21 protein-coding genes are annotated in these 22,619 nt (G+C 40.1%); 9 read left to right on the plus strand and 12 right to left on the minus strand.

The window, feature by feature from the left end; genetic code table 11:
* Window positions 1-91: 91 nt before the first annotated feature.
* From QVH07_RS06330 to QVH07_RS06365, 8 genes are all read right to left on the minus strand, one after another.
* Window positions 92-613, minus strand: coding sequence for a CHY zinc finger protein (locus tag QVH07_RS06330; RefSeq protein WP_289999313.1), 522 nt, complete (start codon window positions 611-613; stop codon window positions 92-94).
* Between the two features lies 1 nt (window position 614).
* On the minus strand, window positions 615-824 hold the full coding sequence (locus QVH07_RS06335) for a heavy-metal-associated domain-containing protein (RefSeq protein ID WP_289999314.1): 210 nt from the start codon (window positions 822-824) through the stop codon (window positions 615-617).
* Between the two features lie 18 nt (window positions 825-842).
* Window positions 843-3,089, minus strand: a complete 2,247-nt coding sequence (locus QVH07_RS06340; protein ID WP_289999315.1) for a heavy metal translocating P-type ATPase — start codon at window positions 3,087-3,089, stop codon at window positions 843-845.
* A gap of 72 nt (window positions 3,090-3,161) precedes the next feature.
* Window positions 3,162-3,821, minus strand: a complete 660-nt coding sequence (locus tag QVH07_RS06345; RefSeq protein ID WP_289999316.1) for an ROK family protein — start codon at window positions 3,819-3,821, stop codon at window positions 3,162-3,164.
* A gap of 100 nt (window positions 3,822-3,921) precedes the next feature.
* Window positions 3,922-4,539 carry an NADPH-dependent F420 reductase gene (locus QVH07_RS06350; protein WP_289999317.1) on the minus strand — a complete coding sequence of 206 codons (618 nt, stop codon included), beginning with the start codon at window positions 4,537-4,539 and terminating at the stop codon, window positions 3,922-3,924.
* Between the two features lie 368 nt (window positions 4,540-4,907).
* The gene (locus QVH07_RS06355; RefSeq protein WP_289999318.1) at window positions 4,908-6,335 is read right to left on the minus strand and encodes a serine hydrolase; all 1,428 of its coding nucleotides are present in this window, start codon (window positions 6,333-6,335) and stop codon (window positions 4,908-4,910) included.
* 115 nt (window positions 6,336-6,450) lie between these two features.
* Entirely contained in the window at window positions 6,451-6,951 is a 501-nt protein-coding gene (gene azu / locus QVH07_RS06360) for an azurin (RefSeq protein WP_289999319.1), read from the minus strand.
* Between the two features lie 135 nt (window positions 6,952-7,086).
* On the minus strand, window positions 7,087-7,452 hold the full coding sequence (locus QVH07_RS06365; RefSeq protein WP_289999320.1) for a VOC family protein: 366 nt from the start codon (window positions 7,450-7,452) through the stop codon (window positions 7,087-7,089).
* 191 nt (window positions 7,453-7,643) lie between these two features.
* On the opposite strand from QVH07_RS06365, the gene QVH07_RS06370 reads away from it, so the two are divergent.
* Both QVH07_RS06370 and QVH07_RS06375 read left to right on the plus strand, forming a co-directional pair.
* On the plus strand, window positions 7,644-8,081 hold the full coding sequence (locus QVH07_RS06370; protein WP_289999321.1) for a hypothetical protein: 438 nt from the start codon (window positions 7,644-7,646) through the stop codon (window positions 8,079-8,081).
* Between the two features lie 142 nt (window positions 8,082-8,223).
* Window positions 8,224-10,446, plus strand: a complete 2,223-nt coding sequence (locus QVH07_RS06375) for an alpha/beta hydrolase family protein (RefSeq protein WP_289999322.1) — start codon at window positions 8,224-8,226, stop codon at window positions 10,444-10,446.
* 1 nt (window position 10,447) lies between these two features.
* Here the strand turns inward: QVH07_RS06375 and QVH07_RS06380 are convergent, their stop codons facing one another.
* Genes QVH07_RS06380 through QVH07_RS06390 form a run of 3 tightly spaced genes read right to left on the minus strand, consistent with a single transcriptional unit; the run spans window position 10,448 to window position 11,836 of the window.
* The gene (locus QVH07_RS06380) at window positions 10,448-11,023 is read right to left on the minus strand and encodes a uracil-DNA glycosylase family protein (RefSeq protein ID WP_289999323.1); all 576 of its coding nucleotides are present in this window, start codon (window positions 11,021-11,023) and stop codon (window positions 10,448-10,450) included.
* 17 nt (window positions 11,024-11,040) lie between these two features.
* Window positions 11,041-11,382: a hypothetical protein gene (locus tag QVH07_RS06385; RefSeq protein ID WP_289999324.1), complete on the minus strand. Its 342-nt coding sequence runs from the start codon at window positions 11,380-11,382 to the stop codon at window positions 11,041-11,043.
* 1 nt (window position 11,383) lies between these two features.
* Complete coding sequence (locus QVH07_RS06390) at window positions 11,384-11,836, minus strand: hypothetical protein (protein ID WP_289999325.1); 453 nt, start codon at window positions 11,834-11,836, stop codon at window positions 11,384-11,386.
* A gap of 310 nt (window positions 11,837-12,146) precedes the next feature.
* Between QVH07_RS06390 and QVH07_RS06395 the strand changes: the two genes are divergently transcribed.
* Window positions 12,147-13,445 (plus strand): serine hydrolase domain-containing protein, encoded by a 1,299-nt coding sequence (locus QVH07_RS06395; RefSeq protein ID WP_289999326.1) that lies wholly within the window; start codon window positions 12,147-12,149, stop codon window positions 13,443-13,445.
* A gap of 7 nt (window positions 13,446-13,452) precedes the next feature.
* Here the strand turns inward: QVH07_RS06395 and QVH07_RS06400 are convergent, their stop codons facing one another.
* Window positions 13,453-15,288 carry an alpha/beta hydrolase-fold protein gene (locus tag QVH07_RS06400; protein WP_289999327.1) on the minus strand — a complete coding sequence of 612 codons (1,836 nt, stop codon included), beginning with the start codon at window positions 15,286-15,288 and terminating at the stop codon, window positions 13,453-13,455.
* Between the two features lie 334 nt (window positions 15,289-15,622).
* On the opposite strand from QVH07_RS06400, the gene QVH07_RS06405 reads away from it, so the two are divergent.
* The 6 genes from QVH07_RS06405 to QVH07_RS06430 are packed head-to-tail and all read left to right on the plus strand — an operon-like array spanning window position 15,623 to window position 22,468.
* The gene (locus QVH07_RS06405) at window positions 15,623-17,203 is read left to right on the plus strand and encodes a class I SAM-dependent DNA methyltransferase (protein WP_289999328.1); all 1,581 of its coding nucleotides are present in this window, start codon (window positions 15,623-15,625) and stop codon (window positions 17,201-17,203) included.
* A complete protein-coding gene (locus QVH07_RS06410) occupies window positions 17,193-18,521 on the plus strand; it encodes a restriction endonuclease subunit S (protein WP_289999329.1) in 1,329 nt (442 codons plus the stop codon). Before QVH07_RS06405 ends, QVH07_RS06410 begins: the two co-directional genes overlap by 11 nt.
* An 11-nt stretch (window positions 18,522-18,532) precedes the next feature.
* Window positions 18,533-18,826, plus strand: coding sequence for a WYL domain-containing protein (locus QVH07_RS06415; protein ID WP_289999330.1), 294 nt, complete (start codon window positions 18,533-18,535; stop codon window positions 18,824-18,826).
* An 11-nt stretch (window positions 18,827-18,837) separates the two neighbouring features.
* Window positions 18,838-20,772, plus strand: a complete 1,935-nt coding sequence (locus QVH07_RS06420) for an ATP-dependent nuclease (protein ID WP_289999331.1) — start codon at window positions 18,838-18,840, stop codon at window positions 20,770-20,772.
* An 8-nt stretch (window positions 20,773-20,780) separates the two neighbouring features.
* Window positions 20,781-21,803: a hypothetical protein gene (locus QVH07_RS06425; protein ID WP_289999332.1), complete on the plus strand. Its 1,023-nt coding sequence runs from the start codon at window positions 20,781-20,783 to the stop codon at window positions 21,801-21,803.
* A complete protein-coding gene (locus QVH07_RS06430; RefSeq protein ID WP_289999333.1) occupies window positions 21,800-22,468 on the plus strand; it encodes a hypothetical protein in 669 nt (222 codons plus the stop codon). The genes QVH07_RS06425 and QVH07_RS06430 overlap by 4 nt, the downstream gene beginning before the upstream one ends.
* The last annotated feature ends 151 nt before the right edge of the window (window positions 22,469-22,619 follow it).

Raw genomic sequence — 22,619 nt, forward strand, 5'->3', positions numbered from 1 at the left:
AGGATAAAAGAAACCCAAATTTTAAAAATGTAGAATTTCTAAGAATCATACTTGGACTGAGTGGCTATTATAGATTGAAAGCTAGACCGAATTAAAATAGGAGGCAAGAAATTTCTTTCATTGGTTTTTGCGCAGCCTCACCATTGGTTCTAGTTTTGCTCGATTCAACATCTCCTATGTCCTGATCTTCTGTTTCAAAATAGAGATGGTAATGGTTACTACAACCTGGGTTGAATTTCGAATTACAATTCGGACAGGTATTTTCTGAATCAAAGTATTCCTGTATGCCTAGCTCGGTTCCACATACCCCACACAAAATGGCTTTTTCAGAGAATTCTTCTTTTGGCCAAACTGAAGGTTTATGATCAGCGGTTTCTGAATGGCATGAAAAGCAAGGATAATACTTCTCACAACAATTAAACTTAATTGCAATAATGTCTAAGGCCGAATGCCAATGCTGACATCTGGTCTGGTTATCCACTGGTTTCCCGTAAATATTGATACCCTTTATTTTGGAATCTATTACGGATAATGAAGGCTGTTTCTGCGCCAAGGTAGTATGAGTTAAAACAAGAAGAAAATCCAAAATGAGGACTTGAATAAAAGTTCTCATACTATTCAGGTTTGGCAATAAAGCCGGCTTTCAGAACGGTGCGAAAGACCTCTTCTTCTGACATATCCTCTGACTGAATGGTTAAAATTCTTTCTTCACTATCCAGGTCTACACTCCACTCTTTCACCTTTTCTGATTCGTTTAAAAATGGGCTGACTTTTGCCAGGCAGTTGCTACAGTTTATGTTTGTTTTGAATCTTTGACTTTTCATTTTCATCTATTTCAAATACTAATTTAGCGACTTTCCTTTTAGCCTGAGACTATTCGTTACCACGGAAACGGAGCTCATGGCCATAGCGGCCGAAGCAACCATTGGATTTAGTAAAATGCCCGACAAAGGAAAAAGAACACCTGCCGCAATTGGAATCCCGATCAGGTTAAAAACAGATGCCCAAAAAAGATTCTGTTTGATCCCGGACATGGTTAATTTGGATAGATTTAGGGTTTCCACCACTTTCGTAAGATCAGATGTGGTCAAGGTCACCATTGCCGAATCTATCGCAATATCGGCTCCATGTCCCATAGCAATACTAAGGTCTGCTGTGGCCAAAGCTTCAGAATCATTAATTCCATCTCCGATCATAGCTACCTTTTTACCGTTCGATTGAAGCGATTTTATATAATTAGCCTTGTCCTGTGGGAGCATCCCTGCTTTGAACTTTCGGATGCCGGTTTCTTCCGCCACTCTGGTCGTGGTATTCTCTTGATCCCCACTAAGGATGATTACTTCTAGCCCCAAATTCTGCATTTTTTCAATGGCAGATTTTGAGGACCCCTTGATTGGGTCGCTGATAGAAATGATGGAAATCACTTCTTTGTCATTGGCAAACCAAACCACCGTTTCTCCTCTTGAAGAGAGTTTTTCTGATTCATTAATCAGGTTTGTTGGGATTTGAATTTCCGATTCTGTAATCCACTTTTGGGAACCAATTCTATAGACTGTTTCTTCTATTTTACCCATGATACCAAAGCCGGTGTAGTTTTTAAAATCTGATACCTTTAAGTTCTGATTTTCAGAGGTGTGTGAGAATTTAGCTATAGCATTTGCTAAAGGGTGTTTTGAGTTGCTTTCTAAGGCAAAGAGATAGGAAAACCACTTGGACTGATCCTTGGAATTTCCTCCAAAATTTTCAGAGAAAATTACGGAAGAAACGTTGGGTTTTCCCTGAGTTATGGTTCCTGTTTTATCAAGAATTACAGTGTCTATCTTACTACCAATTTCCAAGCTATCTGCGTCCTTGATTAGTATATTTTCTTCAGCTCCTTTTCCAACACCGACCATAATGGCTGTTGGCGTGGCCAAACCTAGGGCACATGGACAGGCTATGACCAAGACAGATATTGCACTTAGCAACCCAAATGAAAAAGCATTTTCCTGTGCAATTACAAACCAGGCAAAAAAGGTGAGAATTGAAATCAGTAGAACAATGGGTACAAAAATCCCAGCGATTTTATCAGTAAGCTTTTGTATTTCTGCTTTGCTCCCTTGTGCTTCGTGAACCCTTTTAATTATTTGAGACAAAAGAGTGTCGGCGCCGACTTTTTCAGCTATCATCCGAAAGCTTCCATCTTGATTAATGGTTCCTGCATAAACCTTACTTTCAAGAGTCTTTGATACAGGGATTGGTTCACCCGAAATCATGCTTTCATCCACATAAGATTCTCCGTTAGTGATAGACCCATCGACAGGAATTTTATCTCCAGGCCGTATCAATAGGGTATCCTTAACAGCTACTTCGTTTAGATCAATTTCCTCTGTATTGCCATCCACATTGATGCGGGAGACTTTCTTTGGTTGTAATTCTAGTAGTTTTTGAATGGCAAAACCTGTTTTGGTTTTGGCTCTCGCCTCGAGAAGCTTTCCGATGGAAATGAAGAATATTATAATTGTCGAGGCTTCAAAATAAACATGTGGCTCCAAACCTCTTTCGAGCCAAAATTCTGGAAATATGGTATTGAAAGAAGAGAATAGAAAGGCGATCCCTGAACCCAAAGCCACCAACGTATCCATGTTTGCTTTCCCAATTTTCGCTTGCTTCCATGCTACAGAAAAGAAAGAGGACCCGAAATAAAATAAGACGGGTAAGGATAGAATCATGCTGATCCATTTACCAGGCTCCCAATTCATAAAAAACATTCCTAGAATAAATACAGGTAGGGTAAAGATTCCTGCACCTATAGTCCTATTCTTAATTTTGGAATATTCTTTTCTTTTCTTGTCTGCCAAACTCTTTTCAAGCGGCTCAGCGCTAAGTATGAGCCCATAACCAACAGCTGACAATGCATCATTTAAGCTTTCAGGACTGACGTTTGAATCGAATTCAACATTTACTGTCTCTGCCGCTAGGTTGACTTGGGCTTTCTTTACACCTTCGGTGTATTGAAGTATGGTTTCTACTGATGAGGCACAGGCTGCACAGGTCATGCCAGTGACAGGGAAGGTTTCTTTTTGAAGGTCTTTGACGGTACTACTCATGTTTGCTGCTAAAGAACATGAGAACAATTAGGATGATTCCAAATCTAGATGTTGTCTAAAAAAGAATGAGTCTTAGTAAATAAACTCCTCTTCCCACATTCTGAAACCTCCTTTAAAAGCGTTTTTATTCGTCCCCAATCTACAGCCTTCGGGAATCTTGGTTAGAATTTTTGAATTCCCACCTCCCAAAACAATATCGTCAGGCTGTAAAGCATCCGCCAAAATTTCGACAGTATTAAAGACGTGCTTCTCCCATTTTTTGTGTCCTTTTTTGGCGTAATAGGCCTTGCCAACATAATTTTCGAAAGTTGATTTTCTGTAAGGTAGATGTCCTCCCTCAATTGGAACCACCGTTTTTCCAATGACCATGGCTGTACCTAACCCTGTTCCTAATCCGAGGAAAAGCATTTTCTTCCCCTCGTAGCTTCCAATGGCCTGCATGGCAGCATCGTTTATAATCTTGACAGGACAATCAAATGCGCCCACAAAATCATATGTTTCCCAGCCATGCCCAAGGTTTACAGGCTCACTCAGAATTTGATTGTTTTTTACTTTTCCGGGAAAACCCATTGAAATAGTGTCGTATTCCCAATTCTTGGCATTTTCCTTAATAAGAGGAATTAAATGTTCGGGTGAAAAATCGTTTCCCGAGGGAATTTTTATGCGTTCAGTTTGGCCGGAGGCAAGGATTTTAACATTGGAACCTCCAACGTCAACAACAAGGGTTTTCAATGAAGCTTTAGTTTGTTGGGTTTACTTAAATCGGAACTAATCTAGTTAGATTTTTTTGAAAGGGAAAACAAAGAGAACCCAACTTAATTTGTCAACTCAATCAGACTGAGACTAATTTGAAATGGCAATTCGAATCCTGTCTTAGATGTACTGCAATTTCCTTCCTTAAATGATAAAATGCCTCTAGAAGTGTGGCATTTTCTATTTTTCCAGCATCAATAGCTTTAAAACCTATGATCTCGATAAGTCTTTTAATCCGATTTTTCTGAGGATTTTGATCACCACAGTAATAAGTTTCTTTGATGACTCCGAGCTTATCAGTAGCTGGATAATCAAGCCCTAGATTATTGAATGCTTTAAAAACAGGAGCTTCCTTACAAACTTCCTTTATTAAAGCTGTGTTTTCACTTTGTAATTGATGCTCATAGCTGCTGTTTGTACAGTCCACTATAATTTTATCATCCAGGTCCGCCTTTGATAGACTTTCAAGAATATTTGGAAGATCCTTATTCTCACTGCAGACAAGGATAATCTCCGATTGATCTATTGCAGATGAATATGGGCAAAGCTTGTCATAAAACTTATTGAGAACTCTCCATTCGGGCTGGCTTGTATCAAAATCCTCGTCTATTCCGAAGACCACATTAATTCCTGCATTCAGGTACTTTTTTCCTAGAGCCTTGGCGAGGCTGGTGCCTCCAATTATTCCGATTTTCATCTAAATTATTTTTAAGGGTGAGAAGGGGTTGGTTATTTAGACGAACCAAACTAACTTCTGTAAAGTAGCCAATAATGAAGTAAAATCAAACTATTATTTTGTACTTTCGCTGAAGACATGCTAACAACATATTACTTTCTTTGAAATACAAAAACGTCTCTACATTTTTTAATAATCTGTAGGATACTATTACCAGAGAAAAAAATTAAAGAGTAAAAAGGTGACTCTGCAGAGTGTTATCGCCAATTATTTCGAAGATTCAAGTAATTTTATTTTAACATTAGATTTTAGCGGCTTTTGCCGAATTCAGATTCTTTTTGAAGTTCCTACCAGAAATTGATTTAATTAAAAAGAAGTGAATGGTTGCCTTATTTAATTTTTTCAGCAGAGAATCCTTGAACTTCTAGCCCTGTCACTTTTTCACTTTCTAAATTGAACTCGAAAGTAGTACCATCATTCTTATCAAAAAAGCTGGTCTCAGAAGTGGGAAGGAGTAGTGCGGGTTTATCCAAAACATTCCCTTCTATATTTAGACCATTTTCTTTTAGTGTGATATAAACCTCGCCGAAATCTTCGAATTTATAGGTGCCTACAAATCTATTTCTTTCATCTTCAGTCAGTTGAACCACCTTCTTTTTGTTTGGGGTGATCCCTGGCAGTCCATATTCCTCTACTATGCTGAGGAGAATTTCCTGAATTATGCTTCCATTATCTGAATTAACCATAATTACCACTGCCACAGGTTGGTCTTTCCAAGCAACTAGATTGGCCCGAAAGCCTTCATCTGCTCCGCCATGTCCGAAGGTAAACTCATTCACTCCTGGGCCAAGGCCATGGTTTTCTAATCCGGGAGTTAACATCTCTTCTACCGTAGATACTTTAAGGATACCATTCTCTTTGTTTTGGTAAATATTTTGAATCTCCTTGGCATAAAGGATTAATTCTGAGGGAGTTGTCCATAGGCCTGCTGCAGCCATTTCTGGATAAATTGGCCATTTTCCTTCCACCTCGGCGCCATTTGAACGGTAACCTGTGGCTGCGATGGAATGAAACTCATCAGGCAAGGGGTTAGCGAAGGTACTGCCTGTCATACCAATAGGATTTAAAACATTCTCCTGCATTATTTCAGGGAAGTCTGAAGATTCTAGATCAGTAATCATTAGCTGCATAATCGTATATCCACCGCCAGAATACATCCAGCTTTCCCCAGGTTCTTTATATACCCGAACAGAATCTGTATTTCCTTCTCCATCCAAAACTTGGGGTACCGTTGGAACGGTGTCACCCTTGTCATATCCGGGAAAACCCCAAACGGTAAGCCCTGCTGTGTGATTCAGGATTCGTCTAGTGGTAACTTTTTCCTTCTGGGTAAATTCATTTTCAGGAAGTTTCCAGCTCTTTAGGTAATTATTCACATTTGAGTCTAAATGAATAATGCCCTGCTCGGCCAGTTGATGGGCTCGAAGCGCAGCAACAGGTTTACTTATGGAACCTGCTAGGAACATGGTCTTCGAGGTGACTTTTCGGTTTTCAGAACTGTCTGCTATACCATAGCCTTTTGCCCATTCGATTTCACCATTATAAATCACGGCTATACTCACACCGGGTATCCCTAATTCCTTTAGGCGGCTCTTAATGTTAAATCTGGGGATACTATCACCTTCTATTTGGAGGTTTGGCTGAAGCCCATTCTCAATTCTGGATATTTTTTGAGCAAGCTCTTCTTCCTTATTCTCATCATTTTCTGTGCAGGCAAAGCCAAAAAGTAAAAGCGATGCTATTAATAGTTTTTTCATTTCAATAGTGCTGAGTTAGGTGCGAATTTACCCATTTATCCTTCCCTTTAGAATGCTTCAAAACAAAAAAAGCCTCGGGTCTGACCCGAGGCTTAATTATATTTTAGAATTTCAATTACTCTACGAGGAATTTTCCTCTCATGATGGAGTAGTGTCCTGGGAAGCTGCAGATGTAATCGTAGATTCCTGGCTCCGGTGCATCAAACGTAACCGAAGTAGTTTCTCCGCCTCCAATTAGGGAAGTGTGAGCGATGATAGCATCACTTTCTGGAATATACTCATTGTCTGCTGCGGAAATGGCCTCTGTTGCAAACGCTGCAACATCGGTACCCTTCTTAAGAAGAACAAAGTTATGACCCATTACAGCCTTATCCATTTGGCCAGTATGTGTTAAGGTTAGGGTTACCTTTTGTCCTGATTTCACTCTGAATTGAGCTTTATCATATTGCATTTGATCATTTGAGGAAAGCTCCAGGGTAACCTCAGCAGGTACATCCTCCTGAACTGATTCAGTAGCAGTATCTGTAGTAGAACTTTCTGATTCTGAGCTTCCGCCACCGCCACAGCTAGCTAAAAGGAATACAATTGAGAAAATTTGAACTAATCGTAGTTTCATCTTTTATGTGTTGTTTTGTTTTAAATCGGTTTAATTCTATAGGGTAATAACTACTTGTTTTAAAAGTGGTTCAAATTAAAGAAGATTCCCTAAATAAGAAAAATGGAATTTTAAATTGAAGTGCTGATAGTTTAATCAGGAGTCACCACATCCAAAGGTTATTTGATGGCCATCGGGATCTGAGATGTCGAAATCCTTCATTTTGTAATCTCTAGAGGCTAGAGGAGTTTCCACAACCACACCTTTTTTAAGACATTCTTCATAAATGGATTCTATATCATGAACAAAAATATAGATCAAGGATCTGAATGTTTTTGAATCAGCATTTTTATCCATAAGACTTAAATGAATATTTACCTCTCCACGTCTAAGAACAGCATAACTCACAGGATCTTCCCAAGAAAATTCCAGGTTGAAACCCAGCTTTTTCGTGTAGAAATCTATAGATTTTGACATGTCTCGTGCAGGTAGAATAGTCGCGGCGTGTGAGAAGTTTTCCATTTATGACATGTTAATATTTTCACTTATAGTTGATTACTCTCTAGCAAGCGAAACCATTAATGCGTAGGAAGGAATCTTTTATTGAATAATGTTCAAAATAGCACTAATTTGTCATATCTCTATAAAAATGGAGTCTCAGATAGATTTTTGTGGAAAATGGAATTTTATGATTCACTTAACCAATCGAAGTCATGAACAATGTAAAAAAGTGGAATGAACTGTTTAAGACAGGAAACTTAGAAGGACTGAAGGATTTATTGGATAGGCAGACTGTTTTCTATTCCCCCTTGGTTTTCAAACCACAAGTAGGAAGGGCTTTAACATCATTGTATTTGAAAAGTGCATATAAGATGTTCTTTGGCATTGGAAATAATTCCTTTAAGTATATCCGTGAAATTCATTCAGACACTGATACTATGTTGGAATTTACCTGCGAAATCGAAGGAGTTTTAATCAATGGCGTTGACCTCATCAAATGGAATGAAAAGGGAAAGATTCAGGAAATTAAAGTCATGATTAGACCAAATAAGGCTATAGAAAAGGTAAAAGAAAAAATGTCTGAAAATATGGCCAATATCAGTGCAATGGACAAAATAAAGCTAAAGACTGCATCTTTTTTTGGGTCATAACGAGTATAAATTATCATTTCTTTCAATGGGTTGTCTCAAACTCAAGGCCCCTTGAAGCATCGACTTATAAGATACCCTTTATAAAAATCCTGATAGGATAGTAATCGATAAGACTTATTTTCATGGAACTTTAATTGTTGTTATGAAAAAAATTAAGCTTTTAATCCCCACTTTCTTTCTCTTTTCAACACTAGTCTTTGCTCAGCAAACAGAATTCACTGTTGAAGATATCCTTCGTGTAAAATCTCTTAATAGCCAAACTTTGAGCCCTGACGGGATCTGGCTTGCAGGTATTATTTCTGACGGAAAAGCGAGGTTTGGAACAGATCATTTCCGATTTAGGGATCCGAGTTACTTAAATGTAAGGCCTGGGATTCCGGTTTTGATCAACACGGAATCAGGTGAGCAGGTGGAGATCTTTGGTGCTCAGGCAAGAATAATGGACTTGACATGGTCTGAAGATGGAGGAACGCTTTTTTTCTTTGAACAGAAGGATGAGGAGTTGGTCTTAGGCTCTTATAATGTCAAAAAAAACAAGGTGGATTATCCTAAAATTAATAATAGCGATCGTATTACAGATGTTTTTGGAATAACTCCTTCTCCTAATGGTGAATCCATTATAGTTGGAATGAGGGAAGAAGATTGGTTTGATAAAGCCATGGAAGAGTATAAGGAAGCAACCGAAGGACCAATTGTGGTCTATGATGGAAGTGCAGATTTTTTGAAGTGGGATCAGATAGGAGTCACTGCTTCCCAAGCTTCACTGGTATCCATTGATTTAAAATCTGGACGAATTTCTGAACTTCTCCCGGTTTCGAGCTATTCGGGAATTCAGTTTTCAGAGAATGGCCAATTTCTCAGATTTAATGAGACCATTCGAAATAAGACGTCTTATTCTCGAAATGACGAATCGGAGTACCAAGTAGGATATTTGGACCTGGAGACGCCTGATTCTGTCAAGTATATCTATGAGAGGAATGAAAAAAGGCGGAATTATGACTGGGACGATCAAGGGCTGAGATACGCTTGGCTAGATTCAGGGAATGTCTTAATCAATTCATTAGAAAGTCCATTAGAAGAACCTCTTAATCTCACCAAAGGAAAAGCCTTCGAGGACGAGGAGAAAGAAAAAGAGGTAAAGTTTTCGATTACTTCCTTTAGCCCCTCAGGGAATCAACTTTTGCTTTCATCCGAGAATGCCTGGTGGACTATTGACTCGAATGGTGATAACCTGACTCAAATTTATGAACTACCTAAAAAAGAGGAAAGAGATAAAGCACCAAGTCGAAATTATATTAAGTGGTCTGAGGATGAAAATTTCATTTATGTGAGCTATTCTGAAAAAGATCAATGGAATCGGGGAATCCAGCGATTTAATATCTTAGAGGGCGATTTTGAAGATTTGATGACTAGTTCTGACCTGTATTCAAATTGGAGTTTTGCTGATGAATCTGATAGGGTCGTTTACAGTTTATCTGATGGGGATCGACCAGATGATGTTTACTCAAGCACATTGGCTTTTGATAACCAAAATCGCCTCACTGATTTAAATCCATGGGTAAGCGAAAAGAAGTGGACTAAATCTGAGCTCATTACCTATCGGGATGTGGACGGGGAAGAGCTCAAAGGAATTTTATATTACCCTGTAGATTATGATCCAGAGAAAAAGTACCCACTGGTTCTGGAAGTTTATGAGACTTTTTTCAATAATGGCTATAGATCATCCATGAATCTTATTGCCAATCAAGGCTATTTTGGGCTAAGGCCATCAGTAGATTTAGAAGAAGGTTATCCCGGAGAAGCCTGGATGAAGGGTGTAGCTGGAGCCATAAATAAGCTTGTTGAAGAAGGAAAAGTTGATAATGATAAAGTAGGTATTCATGGAACTAGCTATGGTGGATATGCCACCTCTTTACTTATCACTCAGACGGATCGATTCGCTGCTGCCATAAATATCTCAGGCAAGGTGAATATTATTAGCTTTTTGGGCGATAGCCCAAAGATCGGAACCAGAAATTATGCAGCTGCAGAAGTTGGACAGGATCGGATAGGGGGACAGTTTTGGGATGAGCCTTTAAAGTACTTTCAAACCACAGCTGTTTTGTATGCTGATAGAATAAAAACTCCTCATTTGCTCCTTACTGGGGAAGGGGATTGGAATGTTCCGGGAACCAATACCCGTGAACTTTATTATGCCATGAGAAGGCTAGGTAAGGACGTCACTTGGGTGAACTATATGCGAGGTGGTCATGGTGCAGGCTGGGCTAGTGTAGAAAGTGATTATTACGATCAGTGGGAGCGAATGCTAACCTTTTATGAGAAGTATTTCTTTCCTGAAGAAAAAGATGAATCTAAAGAAGATTAGATTATCTATTGATTATCTCTTCAATTCTTTCTTGTAGAATTGGAATAACGTCTTTCTCAAACCAGGGATTCTTTCTCAGCCATAAATTATTTCTGGGAGAAGGATGGGGCAAAGGAAGGTATTGAGGTAAATGATCTTTAAAATTCTTCACCGTTTTGGTTAGTGTGGTGTAAACACCATTTTCCAAATAGTATTTTTGGGCATAAGAACCGATTAATATAATCAATTCAATGTTTGGCAGTTGGTCAAATAATGGTCTATGCCATTTCGGGGCACATTCCGGTCTTGGAGGTAGATCCCCTGACTTTCCCTTGCCGGGATAACAGAAGCCCATTGGGATTATAGCAAAGATCTTTTCATCATAGAATTGGTCTGGGCTCACCTTCATCCAATCACGCAGGCGAATTCCACTTGGATCATCCCAAGGGATTCCGGACTTGTGAACCTTGCTGCCGGGGGCCTGACCAATTACAGCGATACGTGCCGCTGTATCTGCTCGAAGCACGGGACGAACTCCATCTTTTAAATAAGGTTTGCAAATTTCACAGGCTCGGATTTCACTGAGGAGTTTTTGCATTCTTATGTTTCAGAACTCTAGGAAAGCTCCTTAGCCACATGGTCTAAGGCAGTATCGACCACGAAGTTTAGAACGCTGGTTTTAAAATGCTCCATACGAATTTTGCTTAACGCCGTCTGTTTAAGCCCATTCATGAGAAGGAGATCCTTCTGGCTTTCCACTAACCATTCAAAATCCGCAACTGTCAATTCCCCAGCAGCCAAAAGGCTAGTCCACCTTTTTAGAGACTCCTTAGAATCTTTAAGAAAGGCCATTACGTCGGCCTGGGCTTCATCCTTGTATTGCTTTACAGTGAGCTTGGAGAGTTCCAGAGCTCCAGTTTTTAAATCCTCAAAAATTGCTTCAAAATCAGGTTTCATATCAGTTGCTGTTTAAAAATGAATTGGCTTCTTCTGGTTTTACTTTCTTGGTTTCTAAACCGAGGATAATGTCGAATGCCTTTTCGATTTGAGGTTTTGCCTCATTTACGAAGACCTTACTTAATTTTGATTCTGATTCCCATCTTTTGATAAAACCTCCGTAAAGGTTCTTTTCTGGATCCAGCAATATCTCCCACATTCTGACCGTCTCGGTATTATTCTCACGATTCTTTTCGTACTCATACATTTTCTGCATGGCAAGGTTCACTTCATCGATTTTCGCTTGTTCACTTGAGTAATCATTAACAGCTTTATCCATGAGTGCCAAAGCTTCAACTTTAGCAGAAATGGTTTCCTTGTAGGACATTTGGTCAAAAAATGCCGTGCTCGTTCCACAACTGCTAAGAATAGCCAGGAGCAGCAAAATCCCAAAACTCTTATAGATTTTCTTCATATTTAAATAGTTAGGCTTACCTTAAATTTCAGTAATTGGTAATTATTTGAATTCGTAAAAGTTGATTCTATGGCTGTATCCAGCCGAAAAGTTTAAATAAGCTAATAATTCTTACCGTGAATAGCAATTCACGGATGGAGCCAAATGAGCAAAATATAAAAAGCAGAAAATCATAAATGCTCTTAGTCTTCAATTGACCATTTGCGAAGGACTTGGTTTCTCAAAGAAAAACTGCTTAGGAATATGACTCTAAAAGTAAACCCAGTTATTTAGAGGGTGATTAGTCAGATATTTAAGATTAAATTCCAGCATGCCGAAAAAAATAGCTATTTCTTTCCTCTTGATCCTTTTGTACTCCCAGCTCGGATTTGCTCAAAAAGAATTGCCCCAGTCTTCACCTTCTAAACTAGGTTTTGATGAGAATTTCATCAACCAAAAAGTGGATTCCATTATGCAAATGGGGATTGATAGCATGGCTTTTCCCGGAGCACAGGTTTTAGTAGCGAAGAATGATACGGTTATTTTTCATAAAGCTTATGGGTTTCATACCTATGAAAAAAAGCAAGCGGTCGCTTTAAATGACCTCTATGATTTAGCATCCGTAACCAAAATTACCGGGCCTTTACCTGCTTTAATGAAATTGGTAGATGAAGGAAAACTAAATCTTGACGAGCCTTTTAGCACCTATTGGAAGCCTTGGAGAAACAGAAAGGATAAAAAATACCTTACTCTTCGGGAGATTTTGGCTCATCAGGCTGGCTTGGTTCCATACATTGTGTTTTTAAACAACGTGCTTCGGAAAAATGAGAAAGTCAAAAAGAGATTTTTACAGGACTTACCTGACAAACGATTCCGGGGACAGGTGTATGATGGAATTTATATTAATGATCGCTTTGAACGAAAAATGAACCGGATCATTAATAGATCTAAAGTTTCAGAAGAAAAGAAATATTTGTACTCAGGACTGACATTTTTGATTTTCCCAAGCCTTATAGAGGAGCTTACCGCAATGGATTATCAAAGTTATTTAAAGGAGAATTTTTATGATCCCATTGGCTGTTCCACTCTGGGCTATTTGCCGGTGGCTCAAAATTTCGAAAATGAGATCGTTCCTACAGAATTCGACTCCCTGTTTCGCAAGACCCTGGTTAAGGGCTGGGTGCACGATGAAAATGCAGCTTTGAAAGGTGGTGTGTCAGGAAATGCAGGCCTATTTGCAACGGCTAATGACTTGGCGAAATTGATGCTTTTTTATCAGAATTACGGAAAGGTGAATGGGGAACAACTCGTTTCAGCTGAGACAGTTCGGGAATTCACCAAAGTTCAATTTCCAGAAAACGATAATCGCCGAGGTCTGGGTTTTGACAAACCCTTATTGAACCATGCCGAGCTTCCTTTGGGCGAAGCATACCCTTCTCATTTGGCAAGCCCTGAAAGCTTTGGACACTCCGGGTTTACGGGGACGTTTGTTTGGGCAGATCCTAAAAAAAAGATTACTTATATCTTCTTATCGAATCGGGTTAACCCAAACCGTGATCATAGAAAATTATACGATTTGGGTATAAGAGAAGCAGTTCAAGACGTGTTTTATCAGGCGGAAGAGAGATAACATTAACTCAATCTATATTTTTCTTTTCTACTACCCAACCTTCTGAATTCGCCAAACCTGGAGGATTGGTGGTAAATAGTTTTCCTGCTTCCTCATCACCCTTCAATTGCCACTGATACCACTTGAGAGCAACTCGCGCGAATTCTCCACCATGAGGCTGCCCATAGGTGCCTCCATGTCCCACATCCAGATTTCCCACAAAAACAGGAATATGATTGATCCGATTGAAATCATCCATCCCGTTTCCATAAGCGATATCGGATTCTCCTCCTAGCAAGTAAAGGGTAGGTACCTTGATGTTATTTAGTTGGTCTTTATTGACCTGGGGCATCCCGGGCATTCCACCTCCGGAGTTTCTTAAGACCCCACTGTTAAATACCCCAACAGTGGAAATTCTAGGATCTCCTGCAACTTCTAGTGTCTGCAGCCCTCCGCATGACATACCACTCACGGCAATCTTATCAATGTCGATCTTTTGGAAATATGGACTGCTTGGATCATTATTTTGGGCTATAGCCCAATCTATCCCATCAAGAAGTTTTTGCGATTTGGAACGAACATCCGTCTGTTTGGGCATAGTGCCAATCGCAACCACAAGGAAGCCGTGGGATGCTATTTCGTTTAGAAAGTTGACATGCTCCCAAGGGGAATCAAAGCAGGCACCATTTCCCCAGGCGATAATTGGGAGCTTATTGGCTCTGCCAAAGCTATTTATATCCTGTGGTCTAAAGATGGTATGAGTAGGTAAGCTGATCTCAGAGGTCATTACAGCAGGATATTCACCAGTACCTCCATCTTCAATGACTTCGCTAACCGTGCTCTGCTGAAAAGCCAAATGTTCCGAAAAGAAAGGTAAAGCTTTGGTTTCAATGCGTTCGGCTATACGATTGAGATGGTCGCCCTGATAACTTTCGTAAAGATGCTCTATCTGATAGGAGTCTAGTATCTCATGCAGCTTTTTGGTGGCTTCACTGATGCCTCTGTCTTCTGTTCCTGCATCCATCCCAATGGCTTTCAGCCTTTTCAGGTTGGGAATGTATTGATCGATTACCGTAAGCGTGCGATTCGCTGTGATCTTATTGATAATGTCCTGCCTTGGTGATCCATCCTTTGCCGGAAGGTCAAGGTAAAAAGGAGGGTTTTGAGGATTAGGTGCAAAAGCCGCTGAAGTGGCAAGTGTCGCTACTTCAAAAAATGAAGCATCCTCAATTTGTTCAGGAGTGAACTCTTCGAGTTTAGAAATCAACTCAGGGTTCGTACTTGCTCCTCCATCCATACAGCATGGACTTAAGGCATAAATGGCCGAATAAACATCCGGATATTTCATCCCTAAACGCAAGGTACCATAGCCGCCCATGGAGTGTCCGGCAAGTCCTCTGCTGGCTTTATTAGGAAGTGTTCTGTACTTGGCGTCAATGTAGCTTACCAGCTCCTTCGCAACGAAAGTTTCCCAATCTCCAACGGTTGGTGAGCTCGCATACATACTTCCTTTAAAGGTATTGTAGGCATTTGGCATAACCACAATCATCTCCTTGGACGTCCCTGCAGCCAGTGACTGCTCGATGACATTCTGAAGATTGATCCAGTGATCCTCCCAACCAAACCACTGGGAATCATTATCTGTAAACCCATGAAGCATGTAGAGAACTGGGTATTGCCGGTCCGGGTCAGTTTGATAAGAAGGAGGGAGGTAAACCGTTACATCTCGATCTGCCGGATCTCCGATTAGATTGCCCTCCAAGGCAAGGCTATGGACCTTAATCCGCTCTTTGGTGCCTTTTTGGGCGTAGGCTAGATTCAGTCCAAGGCATAGAAATAGGGTGAGTAGAAAAGTCTTTTGCATAGGTTTTTGGGTTTAGGTCTAGAGTAAAAATAGCTTTTAGAAAGAAGTTGTCCAATCGCTTTTATTTAGTAGGCTCCGCTATTGATGGCTCTGGCCAGTTTCTCTTTTCTCTCCAAAAATCCATTTATGATCCTTATTTGGTTCTTAAATACCCAGTACTGGGTATTTTTTGTTTACAAAGCTTTTGTAAACTGCAAATTCAAGAATTTCAAATCTTGAGTTTGCTTAAGCCCTATATTTTCCCAAGACAATAAATGACAGTCATGGAATTCTTTTCCTCAAATTCCACCCGAAATCTTAGCTTTAAGCTAGAATTAAAAAATTAAGGTTAACAATGGCTAAAAAAGCAGCCCCAAAAAACACCAAGTCCATGGAGGAAACCCTTTGGGATTCCGCCAATAAATTAAGAGGGACGGTAGAGAGCTCCGAATACAAACACGTCGTCCTGGGCCTGATTTTTCTCAAATTCGCTTCGGATAAGTTTGAAGAGCGAAGAGCTGAACTCATCTCCGAGGGCAAAGAGAAATATGTGGAGATGAAGGAATTCTACAATATGAAGAATGTCTTCTTTCTGGCCCCTGAAAGTCGCTGGTCGCATGTGATAGAGAATTCCAAGCAGGATGATATCGCGCTGATTGTAGATACTGCACTACATACTATTGAGAAAAACAATCCTTCTCTCAAAGGTGCTCTTCCCGACAATTACTTCTCTCGCCTCAATATGGACCCCAGCAAGCTGGCGGCCCTGCTGGATACCATCAACAATATCAACACCACGGGTGACGAAGAAGAAGATGTGGTAGGCCGTATTTACGAGTATTTTCTCGGGCGCTTTGCCGCAGCCGAAGGAAAGGGCGGAGGCGAGTTCTACACGCCCAAGTGCATTGTAAAGCTCATTGCCGAAATGCTGGAACCCTACAAGGGCAAGATTTACGACCCCTGCTGCGGCAGTGGCGGCATGTTTGTGCAGAGTATCGACTTTGTGAAAAGCCACCAGGGCAACACCAAGGACATTTCCATTTACGGGCAGGAGTTTACGGCCGTAACCTACAAACTGGCCAAAATGAACCTGGCCATTCGCGGTATTTCGGCCAACCTGGGCGATGTACCTGCCAACACCTTTTTTAAAGACCAGCACCCCGATCTCAAGGCCGATTACATCATGGCCAACCCGCCCTTTAACCAAAGCCAGTGGCGCGAAAAGAATGAGCTGGAAGACGATCCCCGTTGGGCCGGCTACACCACGCCACCCACCGGCAATGCCAACTATGCATGGATCATGCACATGCTGAGCAAACTCAGCGAAAACGGTACCGCAGGTTTTGTATTGGCCAATGGTTCAATGAGTACGAGCACCACAGGCGAAGGCGAATTGCGCAAGCAGATGATAGAAAAAGACCGGGTAGATTGTATGATTGCCCTGCCCGGACAATTGTTCTACACCACGCAAATACCCGTGTGTTTGTGGTTTATGACCAAGAACAAGAAGGCAGACAAAACCCACGGCTACCGCAACCGCGAAGGCGAAACCCTCTTTATTGATGCCCGCAACATGGGTACGATGATAGACCGCACCCAAAAAGAACTCACCACAGACGACATTACCCATATCGCCAGTACTTACCATAATTGGAGAAACTCTCCCCCTGTTGAGGGGGAGTCCGCGAAGCGGGAGGGGGTCTATGAAGATATAGCCGGCTACTGCAAATCTGCCACCTTGGAAGATATTAAGGCTAACGATTACGTGCTCACTCCCGGGCGTTATGTAGGGGTGGCCGAAGAAGAAGATGATGGAGTTCCTTTTGAAGACAAGATGACTGACCTGACGACTACTTTGAAAAGTCAAATGGCCGAAGCTGAAGACTTGGATGCTGCCATTCGCGAAAACCTAAAAGCGTTGGGATATGAAATTTAATACATATTCTTTCAAAGAACTTCTTTCAAATATCGTGGATAATAGAGGAAAAACCTGTCCGGTCAGTAACACTGGTTTACCTCTTATTGCTACTAATTGCATAAAAGCGGATACACTGTATCCAGTTTTTGAAAAAGTAAGGCATGTCTCGAATGAAACCTATAAAAATTGGTTTAGAGGCCACCCAGAACCGGGTGATATAATATTTGTTTGCAAAGGTTCTCCTGGCAGAGTAGCATGGACACCCAACCCTGTCAATTTTTGCATTGCCCAAGACATGTTAGCCATTCGTGCAAATGAAAGAATAGTTGATTCAAAGTTTCTATTTGCTCTGCTTAGACAGAATCGAACATTAACAATGATCGAGAATATGCATGTCGGAACAATGATTCCACATTTTAAGAAAGGTGACTTTGACAGTTTGTTTTTGAAAGTGCCAGAAGATAGAGGGATCCAAAAATATATTGGAGAAACATACTTTGAGCTGAGCGAAAAGATCGAACTCAACCGCCAGATGAACCAAACGCTGGAGGCTATGGCCCAAGCCCTGTTCAAAAGCTGGTTTGTGGATTTTGATCCGGTGTTGGACAATGCCTTAGCCGCAGGTCATGAAATTCCAGAAGCGCTACAGTTTAAAGCTGAAAAGCGTAAAAAACTCTCCTCCTTGGAAGGAGGAGTGCCCACAGGGCGAGGTGGTCGACTCCTCGACACCAACCAAGCACTATCAGCCCTTTTCCCTTCTAGCTTCGTTTTCAACGAAACCTTAAACAAATGGATCCCTGAGGAGTGGGAGGTGATGAAATTGATTGAATTAGTAAGTGTTAAATATGGGAAAGACCATAAGAAACTTGAGGAAGGTGAAATTCCATGTTATGGCTCAGGAGGAATAATGCGACATGTAGAGCAAGCTCTTTATGATCATGAATCAGTACTCATCCCAAGAAAGGGCACTTTGAATAATATTATTTATGTCAACCACCCATTCTGGTCTGTTGATACAATGTTCTATACCATCATGGAAAAGGAGGATTTCGCCAAGTATTTCTTTTACACAATGAATCGGTTGAATTTCGATGAAATGAATGAAGGTTCAGCAGTACCCAGTATGACAACTGCTCAATTGAATAGTATGGATATTTTATTGCCCAGTCAGGCGATTTTAGAATCTTTTGATTCACTGGTTACTAAGTACTTCAATAAGCAAGAAGCAAATGAAAGTGAAACCGAAACTCTTACCCAACTCCGCGATACCTTATTACCGCAATTGATTAGTGGGAAGGTAAGAGTGCCGGAGAGTGTGATAGAACGAATGAATTAAACCCAAATATCATGAAAGACACAATTATCAAAGCCATTGAAAACAGAAATCTCCTCGAATTTGAATATGATGGGTATTCAAGAACTGTTGAACCGCATACCTTAGGTGTTTCCAAAACAGGGAAAGAAACACTTTCTGCATATCAAACCGCAGGAGATAGTGCACGCGGATCAGTACCATGTTGGGGATTATTTAGCCTTTCAAAAATTGAGTATTTAGAAATACTAGACGATAGTTTTGACGGAACACGTCCGGGTTATTCTGTTGGTGACAGCAGAATGGTAAGGGTTATTGCTGAACTGTAGATATAACAAACGTGAGATCGAAATTACTCGACATTACCATTAAAAACCTCGGGTGTATTGGCGATGAAGGACTAACTGTTGATTTGGACAATATTTTGTGCTTGGTCGGAAATAATAATACAGGAAAATCAACAGTTCTCCGTGCGTACGAACTAGCCGTTGGCAATGTGAATTATGATACCAAAAAGGATAGGTGTAACTATTCAGATAAAGAAACATCAATAGAAATTTCCGTCCACATTCCAGAAGGGGTAGAAAATATTGCAGAAAAGTGGAAAGAGGTTGATGGAGATTTCAGAAGAATTAAGAGCAAATGGACTTGGGATAAAGAGGGTAACAAAACAAGGCAAACCTATGACCCAGAAAGTGGTGAATATGCTGAAGAGGGTAATGCCGCTGGCTTGGACAATGTTTTTAAAAGTCGATTGCCAATACCGTTTAGAATTGGGGCTTTGGAAAGCCCACAAGCAGAGTTAAAGCAATTGTTGAAATTAATAGTTGAACCAATTGGATTAGCATTAAAGAAAAAATTAGAAGATGATAAATCTGAATTAAATAAAGCCCTAAAAGCATTTAATATCGAGGCTACGAAGCCAGTAGAGGCTGAAAAAGAGAAAATTGAAAAATATGGAAATGACATTTCAAAAAGCCATTCATCAGTTTTCCCGAATTTGGGAATTGATCTTTCAATTGGGCTAGCAGAAATTGATATAAATCCAATTGATTACTTGTTAAGAGGATCAAATCTGACTATTACAGAATTTGAACAGACCGTAAACTGGGTTCAACAAGGGACTGGTTCAAAACGAGCCTTATTCTGGTCATTACTCCAGGTTAGATCTCGGTTACAATCTATTAATACCTTAAAGTCAGAGACTGAAAAAAGGTGCACAAGAATTGAGTCAGAAATAAGAAAACTTGAAAAAGAGCGGGATAATGTAGTCCGAGAAGCGACAAAAGCCGATAAGACCGCAAAAATAGAAGCTCTACTGGCGGAATATGAAGAATTAAAAGGATTGGATCCTGAAGGCCAAATAGAGCAAGAAAACGAAGGTTCTTTCCTGCCTGGATTTATGTTATTAATAGATGAGCCAGAGGTTGCATTACACCCAAACGGAATTAGAGCCGCATCAAAGTACCTTTATGAGCTAGCACAAAGTAACTCATGGCAAATTATGCTGACTACCCATAGCCCTCTATTTATAAATCCCTTTGAGGATAACACAACAATTGTAAGGCTAGACAGAAACAAAAAGTCTCCTTCTCCCAAAACTTATCGTTCAGATTCAATATCGTTTTCACCAGAAGAAAAGGATCAATTAACCTTACTTAACACATTTGATCAAAATCTATCAGAAATGTTTTTTGGTCAGTACCCTATAATCATCGAAGGAGACACTGAGTTTGCAGGATTCCAAAGGGTTATGGAAATAGAAAGTGAAAAGTATCCAATATCGGCTCGTCCACTTTTCATCAGAGCAAGAGGAAAGTTTACAATTCTGCCATTAATCAAAATGTTATCTCACTTCAAAGTAGATTTTTCTGTTCTTCATGATTCAGATTATCCTAAGAATAAGGCTGGTAAACCTAATGGAGTTTGGACCTTCAACAAGGTTTTGTTTGATGAGATTGAGAATTCTAGAAAAGGTGGATTGCGCATTGTCCATAGATTATCCATTACAACTTTAGAATTGGAACTTTTCGGAGTACGAGTGAAAGATGGTAAAGTCAAACTTCCTTCATCTAGTGCCAAACCCTACGCTCTTTATCATGCTGTTTTTACCGACAAGGGATTAAAAGATAGAATCGAAAGTTTGCTTGATGAATTGCTATCTAAAAAGGCAGATCAAGAAGCATTTGAAAACGGATGTGAAGGGATGCTTGAATACTATCAGCAATGGGTTAAAGAGAATGGAATAACGGATAAACGATTTGTTTTAGAATAACAGCGAATATGAGATTAAATCAGAAAAATAAACGAATTGAGATAAGTTCATTTGAACTCGATAATGAAATCGTTTTCAACTACTTTGATTCTATTCCAGCGGCTGAAAGAGACGATAAACTGTTAAAAGCCATTTATATCGGTGTGCTAGCCTTAATGGAGGACCGTTTTTCTTCTTTTCTTTCCAAAACATCTAACGAGTTGGGCACAGAGCTAGAGAGCCTCAAAATGATCTTTGATATGAAGCAAGAGCTCTTCTATAAGTCCACAATAAAAGGAGTTTTGGCAGAAGATGATATTGCAGAGTTCTTAAATGAGTATTTCGCAGAAAAGAAAATGAAAGACCGCGCCTTACTTACGGGCAATGCTGCTGGCACTATTCCTAAAAATAAAACCGGTGATATTGTTTGTGAGGTCAATGGTACACCAGAACTCAAGATTGCTATTGAGTGTAAGTTTGATAAGAGCATCAAACTTGGTCCAATAGACAGCAAAGACATTTTCATTCGCAAGACAGATACCGCCTGGAGCCAGTTAATGGAGGCCCAAGCCAACCGTGAAGCCAAGGTGAGCATCATTGTGTTAGATCGTTCATTGGTAGATAATTCTATTCTCAAGTTTGCCGAGAATGTCGGCTTCATTCCCGAGATCGGCTTCATTGCCATCATCGATTCGCAAAAAGGAGATTACACCAATCTAGCCATCGCCTACATGTTGGCCAGAGACATTGCCATTAACGCCAAACAAACAGACTTCGATAAAGAAACCTTGAGCTTCATCTTAACTCGCATCATTAAAGACATTCAGGAGGTGCGTTCTATCAAGTCATTAGTTGAGAAGAACATTGATAACAACAAGGCTATACTAAAGCAATTGGATAAATCCATGCAGCTCATGGAGTTCAATCAGTTGTACCTAAACCGTTTCTTCGAAACGGGCACACTCACCAAAAAAGACTTACTGGACTTTTACATGGGTGAAGAAGTAAAAGACCAATTTAAGTTGATTGAGAAGGAGATTGAGGAGCTATGAAAATCACCTTGATCTTTTCAAGGCATAAAGAGCATGGAGCCTGTAATGTACAGGCACTCTTAAAAATTATAGAAAGGGTAAAGCCCGATGTGATTTTCGAGGAACTTTCGGAAGCACTTTATCAGGAGGCGTATGAAGAGAAAACCCTCAACAATTTAGAATCCATGGCTATTCGGGAATACGTGTCAAAATACGATGTGCCACATATTCCGGTAGATACGTATCAAAAGCCACCAAACTATGAAAGTATACAAAACTCCATTTTTGATAAGCTGTTTTATGGCGCGGGATATGAATCGTTTCAGCTTAGAAGTTTTCTAGACCAGGTTCAAACCGTTATAGGTGAGTATGGTTTTTCTTATTTGAATGATGATTCGAATGACATGAATATGGAAAAACAAGCTTCTTTAATTCATGCGGCTTTAGAAAAACTAAACGACCCTAAATTAAAGGACAAGTATCACAAAGATCGAGAAGTGGTTTTAAAACGGGAAGATGTTATTTTGGATAATGTATACACCTGTTGTAAGGGAAACGATGTTAAAAATGGTTTGATGTTAATTGGTTCAGGACATCGGAGATCAATTCTGAGAAAGATTGAGGAGCGAGCAAAGACCGAGTTTTCAAAAATTAATTGGCATTACTTTTCAGACATTTATTCCTGAACTCTGAGATCAATGCAATCCACTATAAGGTAATTCTAGCCACCCTTCACTTATTTCTATAAAACAAGGCCATTCTGTTTCATTCTAGGGCTATAAATATCCTATGAGATGTCTGTTCGAATCAGTTCTTAAAACAAAATATACTTAGGTT

Source organism: Algoriphagus sediminis, from assembly GCF_030403435.1.
Taxonomy (GTDB): Bacteria; Bacteroidota; Bacteroidia; order Cytophagales; family Cyclobacteriaceae; genus Algoriphagus; species Algoriphagus sediminis.

Coding starts and splice junctions, on each gene's coding strand:
- QVH07_RS06330 (WP_289999313.1), bottom strand. CDS start 613: ATGAGAACTTTTATTCAAGTCCTCATTTTGGATTTTCTTCTTGTTTTA.
- QVH07_RS06335 (WP_289999314.1), bottom strand. CDS start 824: ATGAAAAGTCAAAGATTCAAAACAAACATAAACTGTAGCAACTGCCTG.
- QVH07_RS06340 (WP_289999315.1), bottom strand. CDS start 3,089: ATGAGTAGTACCGTCAAAGACCTTCAAAAAGAAACCTTCCCTGTCACT.
- QVH07_RS06350 (WP_289999317.1), bottom strand. CDS start 4,539: ATGAAAATCGGAATAATTGGAGGCACCAGCCTCGCCAAGGCTCTAGGA.
- QVH07_RS06355 (WP_289999318.1), bottom strand. CDS start 6,335: ATGAAAAAACTATTAATAGCATCGCTTTTACTTTTTGGCTTTGCCTGC.
- azu (WP_289999319.1), bottom strand. CDS start 6,951: ATGAAACTACGATTAGTTCAAATTTTCTCAATTGTATTCCTTTTAGCT.
- QVH07_RS06365 (WP_289999320.1), bottom strand. CDS start 7,452: ATGGAAAACTTCTCACACGCCGCGACTATTCTACCTGCACGAGACATG.
- QVH07_RS06370 (WP_289999321.1), top strand. CDS start 7,644: ATGAACAATGTAAAAAAGTGGAATGAACTGTTTAAGACAGGAAACTTA.
- QVH07_RS06375 (WP_289999322.1), top strand. CDS start 8,224: ATGAAAAAAATTAAGCTTTTAATCCCCACTTTCTTTCTCTTTTCAACA.
- QVH07_RS06380 (WP_289999323.1), bottom strand. CDS start 11,023: ATGCAAAAACTCCTCAGTGAAATCCGAGCCTGTGAAATTTGCAAACCT.
- QVH07_RS06385 (WP_289999324.1), bottom strand. CDS start 11,382: ATGAAACCTGATTTTGAAGCAATTTTTGAGGATTTAAAAACTGGAGCT.
- QVH07_RS06390 (WP_289999325.1), bottom strand. CDS start 11,836: ATGAAGAAAATCTATAAGAGTTTTGGGATTTTGCTGCTCCTGGCTATT.
- QVH07_RS06395 (WP_289999326.1), top strand. CDS start 12,147: ATGCCGAAAAAAATAGCTATTTCTTTCCTCTTGATCCTTTTGTACTCC.
- QVH07_RS06400 (WP_289999327.1), bottom strand. CDS start 15,288: ATGCAAAAGACTTTTCTACTCACCCTATTTCTATGCCTTGGACTGAAT.
- QVH07_RS06405 (WP_289999328.1), top strand. CDS start 15,623: ATGGCTAAAAAAGCAGCCCCAAAAAACACCAAGTCCATGGAGGAAACC.
- QVH07_RS06410 (WP_289999329.1), top strand. CDS start 17,193: ATGAAATTTAATACATATTCTTTCAAAGAACTTCTTTCAAATATCGTG.
- QVH07_RS06415 (WP_289999330.1), top strand. CDS start 18,533: ATGAAAGACACAATTATCAAAGCCATTGAAAACAGAAATCTCCTCGAA.
- QVH07_RS06425 (WP_289999332.1), top strand. CDS start 20,781: ATGAGATTAAATCAGAAAAATAAACGAATTGAGATAAGTTCATTTGAA.
- QVH07_RS06430 (WP_289999333.1), top strand. CDS start 21,800: ATGAAAATCACCTTGATCTTTTCAAGGCATAAAGAGCATGGAGCCTGT.